The 15,446-nt window shown below is 72.4% G+C and carries 12 protein-coding genes; 6 read left to right on the top strand and 6 right to left on the bottom strand.

The window, feature by feature from the left end:
* The first annotated feature begins 261 nt into the window (after window positions 1-261).
* Window positions 262-3,111 (top strand): UvrD-helicase domain-containing protein, encoded by a 2,850-nt coding sequence (locus HLB15_RS04605; RefSeq protein WP_229785661.1) that lies wholly within the window; start codon window positions 262-264, stop codon window positions 3,109-3,111.
* Window positions 3,112-3,226: 115 nt separating this feature from the next.
* Window positions 3,227-4,465 carry a hypothetical protein gene (locus HLB15_RS04610; protein ID WP_171104126.1) on the top strand — a complete coding sequence of 413 codons (1,239 nt, stop codon included), beginning with the start codon at window positions 3,227-3,229 and terminating at the stop codon, window positions 4,463-4,465.
* A 64-nt stretch (window positions 4,466-4,529) separates the two neighbouring features.
* Here HLB15_RS04610 and HLB15_RS04615 read toward each other — a convergent pair whose 3' ends face one another.
* From HLB15_RS04615 to HLB15_RS04625, 3 genes are read right to left on the bottom strand one after another with little or no spacing between them, the layout of a single operon-like run.
* Entirely contained in the window at window positions 4,530-5,114 is a 585-nt protein-coding gene (locus tag HLB15_RS04615; RefSeq protein ID WP_212759505.1) for a hypothetical protein, read from the bottom strand.
* A 35-nt stretch (window positions 5,115-5,149) separates the two neighbouring features.
* Window positions 5,150-6,049, bottom strand: coding sequence for an LLM class flavin-dependent oxidoreductase (locus tag HLB15_RS04620; protein WP_171104127.1), 900 nt, complete (start codon window positions 6,047-6,049; stop codon window positions 5,150-5,152).
* Window positions 6,046-7,851, bottom strand: coding sequence for an FAD-binding oxidoreductase (locus HLB15_RS04625; RefSeq protein WP_171104128.1), 1,806 nt, complete (start codon window positions 7,849-7,851; stop codon window positions 6,046-6,048). Before HLB15_RS04625 ends, HLB15_RS04620 begins: the two co-directional genes overlap by 4 nt.
* A gap of 131 nt (window positions 7,852-7,982) precedes the next feature.
* On the opposite strand from HLB15_RS04625, the gene HLB15_RS04630 reads away from it, so the two are divergent.
* Window positions 7,983-8,594 (top strand): TetR/AcrR family transcriptional regulator, encoded by a 612-nt coding sequence (locus HLB15_RS04630; protein WP_171104129.1) that lies wholly within the window; start codon window positions 7,983-7,985, stop codon window positions 8,592-8,594.
* On the opposite strand, the gene HLB15_RS23705 is transcribed toward HLB15_RS04630, so the two are convergent.
* The 3 genes from HLB15_RS23705 to HLB15_RS04645 form a co-directional block, all read right to left on the bottom strand.
* The gene (locus tag HLB15_RS23705; protein WP_229785660.1) at window positions 8,591-10,552 is read right to left on the bottom strand and encodes a SigE family RNA polymerase sigma factor; all 1,962 of its coding nucleotides are present in this window, start codon (window positions 10,550-10,552) and stop codon (window positions 8,591-8,593) included. The two genes, HLB15_RS04630 and HLB15_RS23705, sit on opposite strands and share 4 nt — an antisense overlap.
* A gap of 26 nt (window positions 10,553-10,578) precedes the next feature.
* A complete protein-coding gene (locus HLB15_RS04640; protein WP_171104130.1) occupies window positions 10,579-11,106 on the bottom strand; it encodes an HAD domain-containing protein in 528 nt (175 codons plus the stop codon).
* A gap of 128 nt (window positions 11,107-11,234) precedes the next feature.
* Window positions 11,235-11,909 carry an FxLYD domain-containing protein gene (locus HLB15_RS04645; RefSeq protein ID WP_171104131.1) on the bottom strand — a complete coding sequence of 225 codons (675 nt, stop codon included), beginning with the start codon at window positions 11,907-11,909 and terminating at the stop codon, window positions 11,235-11,237.
* Between the two features lie 221 nt (window positions 11,910-12,130).
* On the opposite strand from HLB15_RS04645, the gene HLB15_RS04650 reads away from it, so the two are divergent.
* From HLB15_RS04650 to HLB15_RS04660, 3 genes are all read left to right on the top strand, one after another.
* Window positions 12,131-13,402 carry a sensor histidine kinase gene (locus HLB15_RS04650; RefSeq protein ID WP_171104132.1) on the top strand — a complete coding sequence of 424 codons (1,272 nt, stop codon included), beginning with the start codon at window positions 12,131-12,133 and terminating at the stop codon, window positions 13,400-13,402.
* Window positions 13,403-13,440: 38 nt separating this feature from the next.
* Window positions 13,441-14,091 (top strand): response regulator, encoded by a 651-nt coding sequence (locus HLB15_RS04655; protein ID WP_171104133.1) that lies wholly within the window; start codon window positions 13,441-13,443, stop codon window positions 14,089-14,091.
* 119 nt (window positions 14,092-14,210) lie between these two features.
* A complete protein-coding gene (locus HLB15_RS04660; RefSeq protein ID WP_171104134.1) occupies window positions 14,211-15,227 on the top strand; it encodes an SGNH/GDSL hydrolase family protein in 1,017 nt (338 codons plus the stop codon).
* Window positions 15,228-15,446: the final 219 nt, after the last annotated feature.

The raw sequence follows: 15,446 nt of genomic DNA on the forward strand, positions 1-15,446 counted from the left end.
AGACGGCGAAGCGGGTACACGTCGGCAGGTGTTCTGGAGGCTCCAGTTCACCCGGGTGATACGACTTGGCCCGGCCACCACTGCCTTGCGACAGCTTGAGCCGCCGTTGTGCGCCCTGGAATCGACTCTGCCCCGGATTCCGCCGGTGGCGCATCGCTCGAAATGGTGTCGCGCCGACACCCGATCAGGTCACATGAGCTGCCCGATCGGGTAACCCTTCCATCCGGTCAGGCGCGTCGGGAGACGACTACCCTCGCCCCTGTGCCCCAGGTGATCATTCCGTCCGAAATCCCGGCTCTCGACGGCAGCCTGCGTGCCCAGGCGTGGGCCTTCATCGACAAGCTCCGGCGGGATGACACGACACCCGGCCTACACATCGAACCGATGAAACAGGCTGCGGACCGCCGCGCCCGGACAGGGCGGGTCAACGACGGATGGCGCGCGGTCCTGATCAAGCTCACCGGCTCCGACGACGAGACGCGGTACGTCTACCTGGGAACCTATCCGCACGACAAGGCGATCGAATACGCTCGGAGCGTCATCTTCCAGCGCAACCCGCGCACGAGCGGCGCCGAGGTGGTTCGCGTCGACCTCGTCACGGATCTGCCGCCGACATCCTCCTCGGAGCCATCGGCAGCTCCTGTCGAGACGGCGCCCCTCCCCCTCCTGCAGGGGCTCGGCATCACGTTCGAGGACCTCGTCGACCTCGGCGTCGCGCCGTCCACCGCGCACGAGGCACTGTTCGCGACCGACCAGGACCGCTTTCTCGAGGTTGCGCTCACAGCTCCATCGGCTTTTCAGACGGATGCACTGCTCTGGCTCGCCGACGGCAGGACGACGGGCGAGGTCCGAGCCGCCTACCGTGTCCAACCGGTGCAGGGCGGAACCGAGCGGGACACCGATGACGACCTGATCGGTGCCCTGGATCATCCGGCCTCGCGTATGGAGTTCACCTACCTCGAGGACGACGAGGATCTTCGAGCCGCGATCGAGGGAAGCTTCGCCCGCTGGCGCGTCTTCCTCCATCCGGAGCAACATAGCTATGTCCACGCACCCACATCCGGCGCCTTCAGACTGTCCGGCGGCGCGGGGACGGGCAAGACGGTCGTACTGCTCCATCGGGCCCGCATGCTCCATCGGAGAGACCCAAAGGCCCGAATCGTCCTCACGACCTTCAACCGGACGTTGGCTGCCACGCTGGTGGCCAACCTGCGGCAGCTCGACAGGGAAGTCCTGACGGCAAGGCGCCCGGGGGACCCTGGGATACACGTCGGTACGGTAGACGCGGTGGCTCGGCATCTCTTGTCCCACGCCGCCGACAACAAGCTCGACGTCGGCTCCGCAGCTCGCGCTGTGCTCGGTGCTTCGCGGACGGACGTGGTACCCGCCACCCCGACCTCAGCCCTGTGGGCAGAGGCGTTGCGCCTGACCGGCGACCGACTTCCCGAAGAGCTGCGGAACACTGACTTCCTGCAATCCGAATACGCCTACGTGGTGCTTCCGCAGAAAATCTCCACGCGCGACGCCTACCTTCACGGGCGGAGGCAGGGCCGAGGGGTCCCGCTCGGACGGGCACGACGTGCCGCTCTCTGGGACGTCGTGGAGGCTTACCGCAGGCTGGCCGCGACGGCAGGGACGACCGACTACGACGAGAAGGCGATGCTGACCGCGGTCGCGCTCGACGAGGTAGCAGCGACAACCGGCCGTCGGGTGGCGGACCACGTGCTCGTCGACGAGGCGCAGGACCTCACGCCGGCTCGCCTCCTCCTCCTGCGGGCCCTCGTCACTCGCAGGGCGGACGACCTGTTTCTCGCCGAGGACGCCCATCAACGCATCTATGCCCCGCCGATCGTGCTGGCGCGGTACGGAATCCACGTCGCCGGCCGGTCCCGCCGGCTCCGGCTCAACTACCGAACCACTGCCCAGAACCTCGACTATGCGACGAGAGCTCTCGCAGGCCACGACTTCGTCGGCCTCGAGGACGACGCGGTAGACGACACCGGCCTGCGATCGGCACGGTCCGGCCCACCGCCGAGCCTTTCCCGCTGCTCCACGACCTCCGAGGCGTACGAGACGACGATCGACACGGTCCGACGGTGGCTTGCAGACGGGGTGCTGCCCGAGACGATCGCGGTGCTGGTGCGTACCGGTAACGAGGCGGCGACGGTACGCCGCGACCTGGAGCGCGCGGGCGTGCCCGCTCAGCTCGTCGGTAGCAAGGACACACCGGGTACCGGCCGGGTCCTGGTGATGACCATGCACCGTTCCAAGGGAATGGAGTTCCGTGACGTCGTGGTGCTCGACCTCTCGAGCGTCGAGCGCGCCCTGGAACGCATGCCCGCAGGGGACCGGGCCGACGGGCTGCTCCGAGAGCGGTCTCTGTTCTACGTGGCCACGACACGAGCGAGAGACCGGCTGGCAGTCGTCGGCATCGGCGGGTCCGGCGGACTTGCCACCGGCACCCGCGCGGGCGCAGCAACTCCCCTGGGACAGAGCGGACTCACGGCGGCGGAGGAGCGGGCCGCTCTGGCTCGGGAGGTCCACGACACCGTCGGCCACTCTCTCGCTCGGATCGCGCTCCAGGCCTCGGCCCTGGAGGTCGCGTCGGACAGCCCAGCCGTCCGCGAGTTCACCGCGCAGATCAGAGCCGCCGCGCGACAGGCGGGCGCTGAGCTCCAAGATCTGCTGGCAACGCTCCGCACCGGCGCCGACGGGCGCACCGATGTGTCGTTCGCCGACCTGACGGAGCTGCTCAACGGGCTCAAGGAGCAGGGCGCTCGGATCACGAGCACGGTCGTCGTCGAGGAAGGACACACCGCCGGCCGTACTCTCACGCGCACCTGTTATCGCATCGTGCAGGAGTCGGTCACCAACGCGATCAGACACGCCCCGGGCTTCCCGGTGGACATCAAGCTGCGCGGCGCTCCCGACTCCGGTGTGACCGTCATCGTCACCAACCCCCTGCCCGACGGCCTCGTCAGAGCACCTCGACCGCACTCGGGCATCACCGGCATGGTCGAACGCGCGGAGAGCCTGGGAGGGACGCTTTCAGCACGGCCGAGCGCCGGTTACTTCGTCGTCGATGCACGACTTCCCTGGGCCATGACCTGACGGTGGCACGTTCACCCGCGCAGCAGGGGTGAAGACCGGCCACACGGCCGCCACCCACGGCGCCCGGTGCATAGACTCCCGTCGTCCCCACCCGCACGCGCCCCAGGAGCTGACCGTGGACGACGAGATCGAGCTGCTCAGCGACGGAAGCGGGCTGGCGGTGATCGGCGACCGGACGGCGGTCGACCGCTTCCTGGCCTCGCACGGCCTCGTCTCGAAGGATCTCGAGCTGCCCCGTCTCGCGACCGCCCTGGGCGCGGGGGCCGCTGCCGCTCAGGTGGGGTCGATCGCGGGCGAGTCCGGACGGTGGGTCAAGCTCACCAAGGAATCGGCGGAGATGGTCCACCGCTTCGGGATGACGCCGACGAAGACGCCCGGCGTCCACCACGCGATGGTCGGTCGTCCGGGCAACGTCAAGAGCTGGCTCCAGATCTCGAAAGGGCCAGGCGCGCTGACGAGCCCCGCCGTCCTCGCTGGGGCAGCGGGGATCATGGCACAGCTCGCCATGCAGCAGGCGATGACCGAGATCCTCGACCACCTCGCGGTGATCGAGGAGAAGATCGACGACGTCCTGCGGGCGCAGAAGGACTCCGCGCTCAGCGAGATGATCGGCGTGGACCTCCTGATCGACGAGGCGATGACAGTGCGCGAGACGGTCGGCGCCGTGTCTGAGGTCACCTGGTCGAAAGTGCAGGGAACTGCCCTGACCATCGCTCGTACCGAGGCATACGCTCTGCGCCGTCTTGATGCCCTGGCCGAGAAGCTCGAACGAACGCCCGCGATCGCCGACCTTGCCAAGGTCGCGCGAGCCGCAGAACCCGAGGTCCGGGAGTGGCTCGCCGTCCTCGCCCACTGCGTTCGACTGCAGGACGCGCTCGCGGTGCTCGAGCTCGACCGCGTGCTCGGGTCCGCACCGGACGAGCTCGATCAGCACAGGCTCGGCCTGCGGACCGCCAGAGGCAAGCGCCTCGACGTCGTCGCTCGGTCGATCGAGCAGGTCATGACGCGCATGGACGACGCCGCCGAGCGAGCCAACGCGAAAGTTCTGCTGAATCCGACGGCGTCGCCCACGGTCGTGCGGTCGCGAGGCGAGGTCGTCGCGGTCGTGAGCAGCTTCCGCGAGATTCTCGGCGTCGACCAGGACGACGAGTCGTTCGAGGCGCGTCGCTGGGTGGAGGCTGCGTCCGACGTGAAGGACCGGGCGCTCGTGACCGGGGCGAAGGGCGTCGAGTCGGCCCGTCGGGTCGGCGGCGAGGCCCTGGTCCGAGCCCGGACCGCGCGAGCCGGGGTCGCGGGTCGGCTGGCGGAGCAGGCCCGCCGTCTCGCGGACGCCGTCGAACGCACCCAGGACTGATCGAAGGCGCAGACCTCGCGGGATCAGACCGGTTACCAGAGCCCTGTCGCAACGACCCCGCATCTCACCGACAGAGCCCGTCCACCCACGCCCGCAGGTCGGGCAGACCCGCGGCCTCGGCATCGGCCACGATCCGTGCCGGCGCCCTGCGCCGCCCGGGCGCCAGCCGCTCGGCGGCCTCGAGGAGCTCCGGTACGGGCCGCACGACCCGCTCCTCGTCGAGCTCGCCGAGCGGCGCGGCGGGCCCGAGCTGCAGCCCGCCGGCGTACGTCAGGGGCACGTCGAGCGGGCCCCAGCCCTGGGCGAAGAACCACAGGGCGTCCGCCGCGTCGGCGGCCAGGAGCGCGACCTCGCCCTCCGAGCCGATGAACACCACGGGCTGGTCGGCGAGCTCGCGCCCCTCCCGGACGACCCACGAGCACACGTAGCCGCCCGACCCGTCCTGGCCGAACGGCCGCAGCTGCTCCCCCATCACGTCCGGGTTCCCGGTCCACGACCGGAACCAGGACGCCGTCTCGGCCACCGGCTCGAGCTCCGGGTAGGGCTCGAAGTCGACCCCGTACCCGTCGGCATAGTCGTACTCGGCGTCCATGAGGGCGCGCAGGGCCGGTGGTGTCCTGGGGTGGGTCAGCGTCGTCTCGTCGGTCATGCGGGCGATCGTACGGGCGGCCACCGACACGGCGGTCACCCCCGCTCGCGCGCCACCGCCTCCCGCACGGCGGGCACCACCTCGGCGGCGAACCGCTCGACGGTGGGCAGGTCGTCACCACCGATGAGATAGGCCGTCACGCCGTGCTCGAGCGCGAGGCCGGTGAGCTGCTCGACCCACTGGTCCACCGGGCCGTCCAGCACGCCGCGGCCGGTCGCGGAGAAGCGCACGTTCATGATGTTGAGCAGCCGCCGCACGTCCCGCGGAGACCGGCCTGCCGAGACGGCCGCCTCGTCGATCCGCGCGTTGAGGGCGGGGAAGCTCCCCACGCCGTCGGGCAGGTACTCCAGGGTGGGCAGCCAGCCGTCGGCCATCTCGCCGGTGAGGGCGAGCATGCGCCTCTTGTACGCGCCGACCCAGATCGGGATGTCGTGCGCGGGCGCGGGCCCGCGCTTGGCGCCGACCACCTGGTAATAGGTCCCGTCGCGCCGCACGCCCCCGCGCGTCCCGGTGTCCCAGAGGTCGCGGATGATCGTGATCGCCTCGCGGAGCGCGTCCACGCCCTGCGCGGGCGTGAGCCGCCGTCCGCCCATCGCGGCGATGCCGTCCCAGAACGCGCCGGCCCCGAGGCCGAGGTCCACGCGGCCACCACTGAGCAGGTCGAGGGACGCGGCGGCGCGCGCCAGCACGGCCGGGGGGCGCAGCGGCAGGCTGAGCACGTTGCCGCTGAGGTGCACCCGCTCCGTGCGGGCGGCCACGTAGGTGAGCAGGGTCCACGTGTCGAGGAACGCAGGCTGGTAGGGGTGGTCCTGGAAGGTGACCAGGTCGAGCCCGGCACGGTCGGAGGCGACGGCCAGGTCGATCGCCTGGCGTGCGTCCTGGGCGCTCGGGGTCAGGAACGTACCGAACAGCAGGTCGTGTCCGTAGTCGGTCATGTGGTCGTCCTCGGGTCGATGGGAAAGTTGTCGCGGAACAGGGCGTCAGGGTCGTAGCGGCGCTTGAGCTCGCGCAGCCGGGCGAGCACCTCCGGCGGGAACGCGTCGTGCAGGCGCTCGGGCCGCAGGTCGGTGTCGAAGCTGAGATAGAGGCCGTCGAAGTGCTCGGCGAGCCGGTCCCACCGCGCGTCCAGGTCGGCCTGGTCGACGCCCATCGCGGTCGCCTGGAAGGCGGGCGTGCGGTGCGCGAAGGCGGTCTCGTCGGCCGGCACGTCGGCGATCGCACCGCCCATGGTGCGCAGCTGGAAGAAGAACACGCGCCCGCTGCGCAGCAGCTCGGCCGTGTCGTGCGCGGCCTGCGGCGTGATGCCGGGCAGGAACGCCGAGCGCGACACAGGCTCGCCCTGGCCGTGGTGCCCCTCGGGCCCGACGTCGGGCGCCTGGCCCATGATGTCCTTGTACCGCGCCATGAAGGCCTCCTGCTGCACCAGCACGCCGAGGTCGAGGAACGGCTGGAGCCGCTCGACGACGACCTGCGGGTCGGGCGAGTCGACGATCGCGTACAGCTGGATCATCGACTGTCCGCGCTGCGGTCGCCCGGTGACGAGGAAGACCGTCGTGTCACGCGGGGCCGCCGTGGCGACCTCGCCGAACCGCAGCAGGGACTTCTCGAGGTCGGTGCTGACGAGCCCGAGCTTCGCCCAGCCCACCTCTCCGACGTCGTACGCCTCGACCTCGAACGCCGTGGCGACGCCGAAGTTGGCGCCCGCCCCGCGCACCGCCCAGAACAGGTCGGGGTGCTCGTCGGCGGTCGCACGCACCGGCGTGCCGTCGGCGAGGACCAGCTCGACGGCGCGCAGGCGGTCGATCGTCAGCCCGTGCGCGCGGCCCAGCAGGCCGATGCCGCCCGCCGTGGCGAGCCCGCCGACGCCCACGCCGCCGTAGTCGCCCGAGCCGAGCGCCCAGCCGTACGGGTCGAGCGCCGCGGCGACCTGCTTCCACGTGGCCCCCGGACCGATCCGCACGAGCCGCCGCGACGCGTCGAGCACCTCGATGCGGTTCATCCGGCCGACGTCGATCACCACGCCGCCGTCGTTCGTCGAGCGGCCGCTCACGCCGTGCCCGCCGCTGCGCACGCCGAGCGGCACGTGGGTGTGCGCCCGCGCGAACGCGAGCGCGTCCGCGACCTGCTCGGGCGTCTCGGGCCGCAGCACGAGGCCGGGCGCGCCGCCCCGCAGGTAGGTCGAGCTCACCGCGAGGTACTCGGGGTCGCCCGGCTCGACCGCGGTCGCGGCCAGGGACGCAGGCACGCCGTCGTAGTCGATGCCCGCCCGGCGCAGCGCCCGGGCCGCGGCGGTCCGACGGCGACCGGCCACGGGGCCGACGAGCGCGACGAGGCGCGCGACGTCCTCGGCGTCGGTCACGGGGACCACCACCGTGCGACCGTCGGCGGCGAGCGCCTCCAGCGCGGCGCGGTCCGCACCGGCGGGTGCGGTCGCCCAGGGCTCGCCGTCGACCAGGCGGCGGCCGGTGAGCAGGGCCGCGCTCTCGCGCGCCTTCTCGACGACGGACGGGTAGGGCATCTCGTGCTCGGGCGGCGGGCCGAAGCCCGTGGTGCCGATCGCGATGCGGTCGGTGACGCCCGCCACCCAGACCGCGGCGGTCCACGGGTCGAGTCCCGTGTCGGGCCCGCCGCGCAGCACGACGAGGTCGAGCCCTCCGGCGTCGGCCTGTCGTGCCAGCTCGGTCGTGCGTGCCGCGTCTGCCGACGCGTCGAGCACGACTCCCAGCGCGAGCTCCATCGCGCTGCCTCCTTTGCTTGGTCCAGCTTCGGGACCGCGGAAACGGACCGCGGTCCGAATAGTGTCGACGAGCATAACGGACCGCGGTCCGTTTCTATTCCGGAGCGCCCGGGCGTGGTTACGCTCAGGACATGAGCCCCCTGACGCCGCCGGAGCTGACCGTCCTGGGCAGCCCGCCCAAGGAGCGGTCGGACGCCGCCCGCAACCGCACCCGGCTGCTCGACGTCGCCGCGCGGCTCGTCGCGGAGCACGGCGCGCAGAACGTGACGATGGAGCAGGTCGCGGCGGGCGCCGGCGTCGGGAAGGGCACGGTCTTCCGCCGGTTCGGCGACCGCACGGGCCTCATGCGCGCGCTGCTCGACCACGCGGAGAAGACGTTCCAGCAGGAGTTCCTGGCCGGCCCCGCGCCGCTCGGCCCGGGGGCCGGCCCGCTCGAGCGTCTGCGGGCGTTCGGCGGCGCGATGATCGACCACCGGCTGCGGTACCGCGACATGTACCTGGCGGCGGAACAGCCCGCCGAGCGGCGCTACGCCGACGACCCGCCGCGCGCCGTGCACGCGCGCCACGTCGGCACGCTGCTGGGCGCCGCGGGCGCGACGGGCGACCTCGAGCTGCTCACCCAGAGCCTGCTGGCCTACCTCGACACGCCCTTCCTGCACTACCTCAGCACGGTGCACGGGATGACGCCGGAGCGGCTCGGCGACGGGTGGGTGAGACTGGTCGACGGCGTGGTGCGCGGCTAGCGCTCCAGGGTCGGCGCGACCACGGCCTCGACGAGCCACTGCCGCGCTCCCCCGTCCTCGAGCCAGGCCGTGCGGTCGCCGGACAGGCTCGCCCGCACGGACCAGCCCGGGTACCGGGCCAGGTCGGGACCGTCGTACCCGGACGCCGACGGCGTCGCGCGATACAGGTAGGCCGTGCCGGCCTCGCCGTCCGTGCCGGTCCACGTCACCAGGCCGCCCGAGACGCGGAGGTCGTCGACGGCGCCGGGCAACCGGACGATGCTGTCGCGCCCCTCGCCCCGGACCTGGACGTGCAGGGTGCCCGGACCGCCGTCGGTGGGCAGGAGGGTCCACACGATGACGTCGTGCGACACGGCCAGGTCGGCGATCTCGACGGACGGGTCGAGCTCGAGCTCGGCCACCAGATCCGCGTCGAGGCCGCCCTCGCCCAGGTCGCGGACCAGCGAGATCGCCGCCCGGCTCGGGCCGTCCGCCTGGCGCGTCAGGGTCGCGAACACCGCCTCGTCGGCGGCGGCCGCGAGCGCTGTGACGTCGTCGCCGAGCACGGTCGGTGTGCCGTCGCCGTCGAGCGTCGTGCCGGACAGCCGGTCGCCGTCCGGCCCGTCGGTCCACAGGACGTGCGCCCGGGTCGTGGCGAAGAGCCCGAGCTCTCCGTCGGCGGTCACGAGGGGATCCATCAGAGCGGAGGACCCGCCGTCCACGAGCACCATCGTCCGCAGGAAGTCCCGCGGCGACGTGCCCGGTGCCGAGGTCTCGCTCCACACCACCCGGTCCCCCGTGACGGTGAGCCCGGTCGGGGTCACCCTGCTGCCCTCGTGCACCGTCAGGCTGGTGCCCGACCTGGAGGCGCCGCCGGACCAGCCGCCCGTCCGGATCTGCTGGTCGCCGGTCTCCGGGTCGCCGTCGTCGGTCCGCGCGGCGCCGAAGTGGAAGATCTTGCCCGACTCCGACAGCCCGCGAGGGTCGGGCAGCGGGTTCCTGTCCTCGGCGACCGCGACGCCGTCGTCGCCGACCACGCCGGACGTGACCGCCTCGACCGTGACGTCGAAGCACGTCAGCGGGCGGCCGGCCGCCGCGTCCACGACGACGGGGTCGTCGAGCACCACGTTGCCGTCCTCGGCCGTCGGGGCGCGCGTCGGCGACGGCGCGGGCGGCTGCTCCGGGCAGGCCACGGGTGTGCTGCCCTCGTCGGGGACCACGGCGTCGGTGGGGCCGACGTCGAGCAGGGACGTGAGGAGCTGCCCACCCGGCAGCACCACCGGGCCGACCCACGGCAGCGGGACCGGTCCCCGCGTCAGCACGCCGACCACCAGCAGGACCGCCGCGACGACCGCCCCGGCGGCCTGCCGCGTGCGACGCCGCCGCAGCGCGGCGCGGCTCCGGTCGAGCACGGCGTGCTCGTCCACGGCCGGGGTCTCGACGGGCTCGGCACCCGCCACCAGCAGGTCGCGCAGCCGGGCGAGCCCGCGGGAGTTCGCGGCCTTCACCGTGCCGACGGCGATGCCCAGCTCGCGCGCGACCTCGGCCTCCGGCAGGTCCAGCAGGTGCCGCAGGACGACGACCTTGCGCTGCCGCGACGGGAGCTGCGCCAGACCGCGGACCAGCTCGTCCCGCAGCGCCACGTGTCCCCCGTGGTCCGGCGTCGTGCCGAGGGGCAGCCGGTCGTCGCCCGGGACCAGCTCGCGCCGTGTGTGCCGCCAGCCGTCGATCCGCAGGTTGACCAGGATCTGGCGGGCGTAGGCCCGCTGCGTCCCGGGCCGCACCTTCGCCCAGGTGCGGTAGACCCGCTCGAACGTCGACTGGACCAGCTCCTCCGCCCGGTGCCCGTCCCCGCACAGCAGGTACGCGGTGCGGTGCAGGTACGCGGCGGAGTCGCGGACGAACGCGGTGAACTCCGCGTCGCGGTCGCGCGACACCTCGACGCGCACCCCGGGGCCGGCATCGTCGTCCGTCGTCACTCGCTGCTCCTGACTCATGCCCTCCTCTACGGCACGGTACGGCCAAAGGTTGCCTCGGGCAGGGCATCCAACCAGGCGGCGATCTCCGCGACCCCGGCCGCCGTCAGGCCGACGGCGGACTCGACGCGGAACGCGAGCGCGGGACCGGGGTGCTCGCGGTCGATCCAGGCCAGGTCGGCGTCGCTGATGTCGTCGTCGACCCACACGAACGGACGCCCCGCTGCCTCCCGGACGAGCGCCCGGGTCTTCCAGCCGATCTCGTCCGCGTCGGGGGCTCCGTAGCGGGGCAGGTCGGCGACCGGCAGCGTCGGCAGCCCCGCGCGCGGCCCGATGACGACGTTCGCGTCGCCCATCCACGCCGTCGCCCACACGACGTCACAGCCGAGATCGAGCAGCAGCGGGCCGAGCTCGGGATCGATGAGGTCGAGCTCGGGCCGGGGCGTGCCGGGCGCGGGCGGGCCTGGCCGGGGCTGCGGCAGCATGCCGGGGCCGCCGAACGGCAGCAGCGTGCCGTCCACGTCGAGGAAGAGGAGGGGGCGAGCGTCGTCGGTCACGGGTGAGACCCTAGCGGCGGGCCGACCGTGTCGTCCCCGACGAGAGATCGCCTTCGAGGCCGAGGTTGCTCGGCTTTGAGCGCCGTGAAAGCCGAGCAACATCGGTCTCGAAGGCGATCGGCGGCCGGTCACGTCTGCGACACCTCGACGATCTGGAACGTCGCCGCCCGCATCGCCTCGACCTGGTCGCTCTCGACGAAGAGGAACACCTTCTCGTCCTTCGTCTGGCCGGGGGCCAGCTCGTCGACGTAGACGTAGTCGTCGAGGATCCGGTTGCCGTCGGCGTCGACGGCCTCGATCTGGATGCTGTAGCTGAACGCCTCGTCGGCCGTGTTGGTGACGGTGACCGGGAGCGCCGACTCGACGATGCCGAACTCGTCCGACTCGGCCTCGAACGCGCCGAGCTCGACGGAGACGTCGGTGGCGAGCAGGTCGTCGGTCGCGGAGCCGTCGATGCGGTCGAGGTCCGCGTCGAGCTCGTCGACGGCGGTGTCCATGGCGTCGACCGCCGCGACGGTGAACGCCGTCGAGACGGCGAACCCGATGCCGGCGAGGACGGCGAGGATGATCGCGGCGACCGCCATCCCCCGCCCGGGCCGGCCGTCGCGCGCCTTGACGAGCCCGACGATGCCGAAGACCAGGGCGAGCGCCCCGAGGAACGCGGCGAACCCGTTGACGAGAGGGATCAGGCAGAGCAGCAGCGCGACGACACCGAGGATCATGCCGGTCAGGGCGAGAGCATTGCCCTTCCTCGGCATCGGTGCGGGTGCCGGCGCTGCGGGGGCGGGGATCTGCTGGGACATGAGGACTCCAACGATGAGGTCTGGGATGGCCCGGCGCGGCCCTGCGGTTCTGGGGACCGCGGCGTGTGCGGGCCTGGACCGCGCCGGTGGCACCACCCTCCCCGGAGCGCTGCCCCGCGCACATCGCCCGATCCGGTGCGCACCGCCCACCCGATCGGGCCCGGCAAGATCACCCGGTCCGACGACGCGGCGGCACCCGCGCGCGACATAGCCTCACCGACATGTATCCGCCGTACGTCCCGCACCAGGCGGACACCTCGCCGACCACGTTCCTGCGGAGGATCGCGCCCTCCGTGTGGAGCGTGATCGGCTCGCTGGCCCTCGTGGCCCTGTGCTTCGCGAGCTCGTGCCTCGCGGTCGTCTATCTCGACATGGCCGGCCGCCCCGCCGGCCTCGACGCGGCCACGGTCACCCCGCTGCCGCTGTCGCTGGTGGGGATGCTCGTCGCCTTCCTGGTCCCGTGGACCGTCTTCCTCCGGAACGTCGCACCCGTCTCGGTGGTGCTCGCCACCAGCGCCCTGTCGCTCCTGCTCCCGTACGACGCGGTCACCCCGCTCGTCTGCCTGCCCGCGGTGTTCGCGCGGCGCTCGACGCGAGCCGTGGCCGGCTGCACGGCCGCGGTGGCCGCCGCCGTCACCGCCGCGACGTGGCGCCAGCTCTCGCTGGCCGAGGAGTACCGGCTCTTCACGCTCCGGGACCCGGTCACCGGGCAGGTCGACGGCGTGCTGCCCGCTCCCGTCTACGTCGTGCTCGGTGTGCTCGCCCTGGGGTTCTCGGTCGGCATCGGGTTCTGGCGGCGGGCCGTCGCGGGGCGCCGCGCCGTCGTCACCCTCACCGAGCAGCACTCGGCGGAGACCGCGGTGCTGCAGGACCGGATCACGCGCCAGACCGAGCGCGACGAGATCGCGCGCGAGGTGCACGACACCGTCGCCCACTCGCTGTCCCAGATCGCGCTGCAGGCGTCGGTCCTCGAGACCGCCGCCGGCACATCAACCGAGGTGCGCGACGCCGCGGCCCGCATCCGCGCGTCGGCCCGCCAGGCCGGCACCGAGCTGCGCGGGGTGCTCACCACGCTGCGCACGGGCGCGGACGGCCTGACGCCCGTCTCCTTCGACGACCTCGGCGGCCTGCTGCTCTCGCTGCACGACCAGGGCGCGCGCATCAACAGCACGGTCCTGGTCTCCGAGGGGCACACGGCCGCGACCGTGCTGACCCGGGCCTGCTACCGGATCGTGCAGGAGTCGGTGACCAACGCGCTCAAGCACGCGCCCGGCCTGCCGATCGACATCGTGCTGCGCGGTGCACCCGCCGTCGGCGTCACCCTCACGGTCCGCAACGCGCTGCCCGACGGCGGCGCGACGCCCGCGGCCGGCACCCGGTCGGGGATCACGGGCATGACCGAGCGCGCCCAGGCACTCGGCGGCTCGCTGACGGCGGGGCCGGTCGAGGGCCGCTGGGTCGTCGACGCCCACCTGCCCTGGCATCACGCCTGACCACCGGGGATGTCAGACCCGGCGCCTACCGTATGACCGTGACCAGAGTGCTGATCGTCGACGACGACTCCTTCGCCCGCACCATGATCCGCTCGATCCTGACCGCCCAGCAGATCGAGGTGGTCGGCGAGGCGAGCGACGGCGACGAGGTGCCTGCCGCCGTCGCGGAGCACCGGCCGGACATCGTGCTGGTCGACCTGCAGATGCGGCGTGTCGACGGCGTCGAGGCGATCCGGCGCAACGCCGCGCTGCCCGGTGCGCCCCGCTTCGTGGCGCTCACGGGCTACGGCACCGAGGACGCCGTCCTGCGGGCGATCCAGGCCGGCGCCGCCGGCTTCCTGTCGAAGGACGACGACCCGGCCACGCTCGCGGGCCACCTGCGCGCCGTGGCCGAGGGCGGAGGCGCGCTCGGGCCCGACGCCGCCGCCCTCGTCATCCAGCGCATGACAACGGCGCCCGAGACCCACGACCGCGTCGCCGAGGCACGTGCCCGCCTCGAGGAGCTCACCGAGCGCGAGCGCACGGTCGCCGCGCACGTCGCGGCCTGGACGAACCAGCAGATCGGCACCCGGCTGGGCATGTCCGAGAACACCGTCAAGGCGCACGTCACGCGGTCGCTCACGAAGCTGGGCCTGACCAGCCGGGCGGAGCTCGCCGTGCTCGCCGACCGCGCCGGACTGACTCCGTGAACAGCAAGGAATCTTTACCACTTTATTGACGAACATTGTGTAAATAGGGTGCAGGCCCCTATAAAGGTACGGATCGGGTCATCAGGAGTGACCTGACGAACCAGCGGGGGTGCCTGTTCATGAAGCGACACCTGTTACGCATCGTCGGAGCCATCGCGGCGACCAGCCTGGCCACCATCGGACTCGTGACGTCGCCGGCCCAGCCGTCGCACGCCGCCGGCGAGTCCTACGTCGCCCTCGGCGACTCCTACTCCTCGGGCACCGGGACGAGGACGTACATCGACGACGGGACCGACTGCCTGCGCTCGACCTACGCCTACGCCGCCCTGACCGCGGCAGCCAAGGGCTACACACTCAACTTCCGCGCCTGCTCGGGCGCCGTCGTGGCCGACGTGCAGAACACCCAGCTCAGCGCGCTCAGCTCCAGCACCCGGTTCGTGACCATCTCGGTGGGCGGCAACGACGCCGGCTTCGCCGACGTGCTCACCGAGTGCGCCCTGCCGGCCTGGGCCAGCGACTGCGCCGGTGCCGTCGCGGGCGCACGCTCCTTCATCAACGGCACCCTGCCGGGCCGGCTCAACACCCTGTACTCCGGGATCCGGACGAGGGCCCCCAACGCCAAGGTCGTCGTCGTGGGCTACCCGAAGATCTTCATGGGCGAGGACTGCAACCTCGCGACCTTCTTCAGCCCGGAGGACGAGGCAGCGCTGAACAACGCCGTCGTGCTCATCAACTCGGTCATCGCCTCGGCCGCCTCGGCCAGGGGCTTCACGTTCGTCAACCCCGTCAGCCGGTTCACCGGGCACGCGGTGTGCGACCCGACGGAGTGGATCAACGGGTTCTCCAACCCCGTCCGCGAGTCCTACCACCCCAACCGGCTCGGACACTCCAGCGGCTACCTGCCGCTGGTCAGCGGCGTGCTGACCGGCACGAGCCTGGCGGCGACGCCCGCCGTCCTCGCCGCGGCGCAGGACGGCTCCGCGAAGCAGGCCGCGCTCCAGCGGACGTACGCCGCGCAGGACCGGCACATCACGCCGAAGCTCTTCCAGCCGCCGACCGAGGAGCGGCTGCGAGTGCTCGCCAAGGAGAAGGGGGTCGACTACGACGCGTGGGTGAGGGCCGGCTCGCGCGACTGACCGACCGGGCGAGGCGGCTCCTCCTCCGGAAGGAGCCGCCTCGCCGTCCACCCCCACCGCCACCCCCTCGAGGTAGTCACCTGGCGAGGTAGGGCGGATTCAACTGGTGGTCGCAACACCCCTGATGATCGGGGTGTTCGATGAAGTCTTGGAGCCGTTTACCCGTGCCCCGGGAGCACCGGCGGGTCTTCTGGTCTGATCTACGTGCTCATGGTCGGA

The organism is Promicromonospora citrea (assembly GCF_013004695.1).
In the GTDB taxonomy this organism is placed as follows: Bacteria; Actinomycetota; Actinomycetes; order Actinomycetales; family Cellulomonadaceae; genus Promicromonospora; species Promicromonospora citrea.

What these genes read in the sequence shown, in the direction of transcription:
- HLB15_RS04615 (WP_212759505.1), bottom strand. Translation starts at nt 5,114, where the DNA reads ATGACCGACGAGACGACGCTGACCCACCCCAGGACACCACCGGCCCTG.
- HLB15_RS04620 (WP_171104127.1), bottom strand. Translation starts at nt 6,049, where the DNA reads ATGACCGACTACGGACACGACCTGCTGTTCGGTACGTTCCTGACCCCG.
- HLB15_RS04625 (WP_171104128.1), bottom strand. Translation starts at nt 7,851, where the DNA reads ATGGAGCTCGCGCTGGGAGTCGTGCTCGACGCGTCGGCAGACGCGGCA.
- HLB15_RS04630 (WP_171104129.1), top strand. Translation starts at nt 7,983, where the DNA reads ATGAGCCCCCTGACGCCGCCGGAGCTGACCGTCCTGGGCAGCCCGCCC.
- HLB15_RS04645 (WP_171104131.1), bottom strand. Translation starts at nt 11,909, where the DNA reads ATGTCCCAGCAGATCCCCGCCCCCGCAGCGCCGGCACCCGCACCGATG.
- HLB15_RS04650 (WP_171104132.1), top strand. Translation starts at nt 12,131, where the DNA reads ATGTATCCGCCGTACGTCCCGCACCAGGCGGACACCTCGCCGACCACG.
- HLB15_RS04660 (WP_171104134.1), top strand. Translation starts at nt 14,211, where the DNA reads ATGAAGCGACACCTGTTACGCATCGTCGGAGCCATCGCGGCGACCAGC.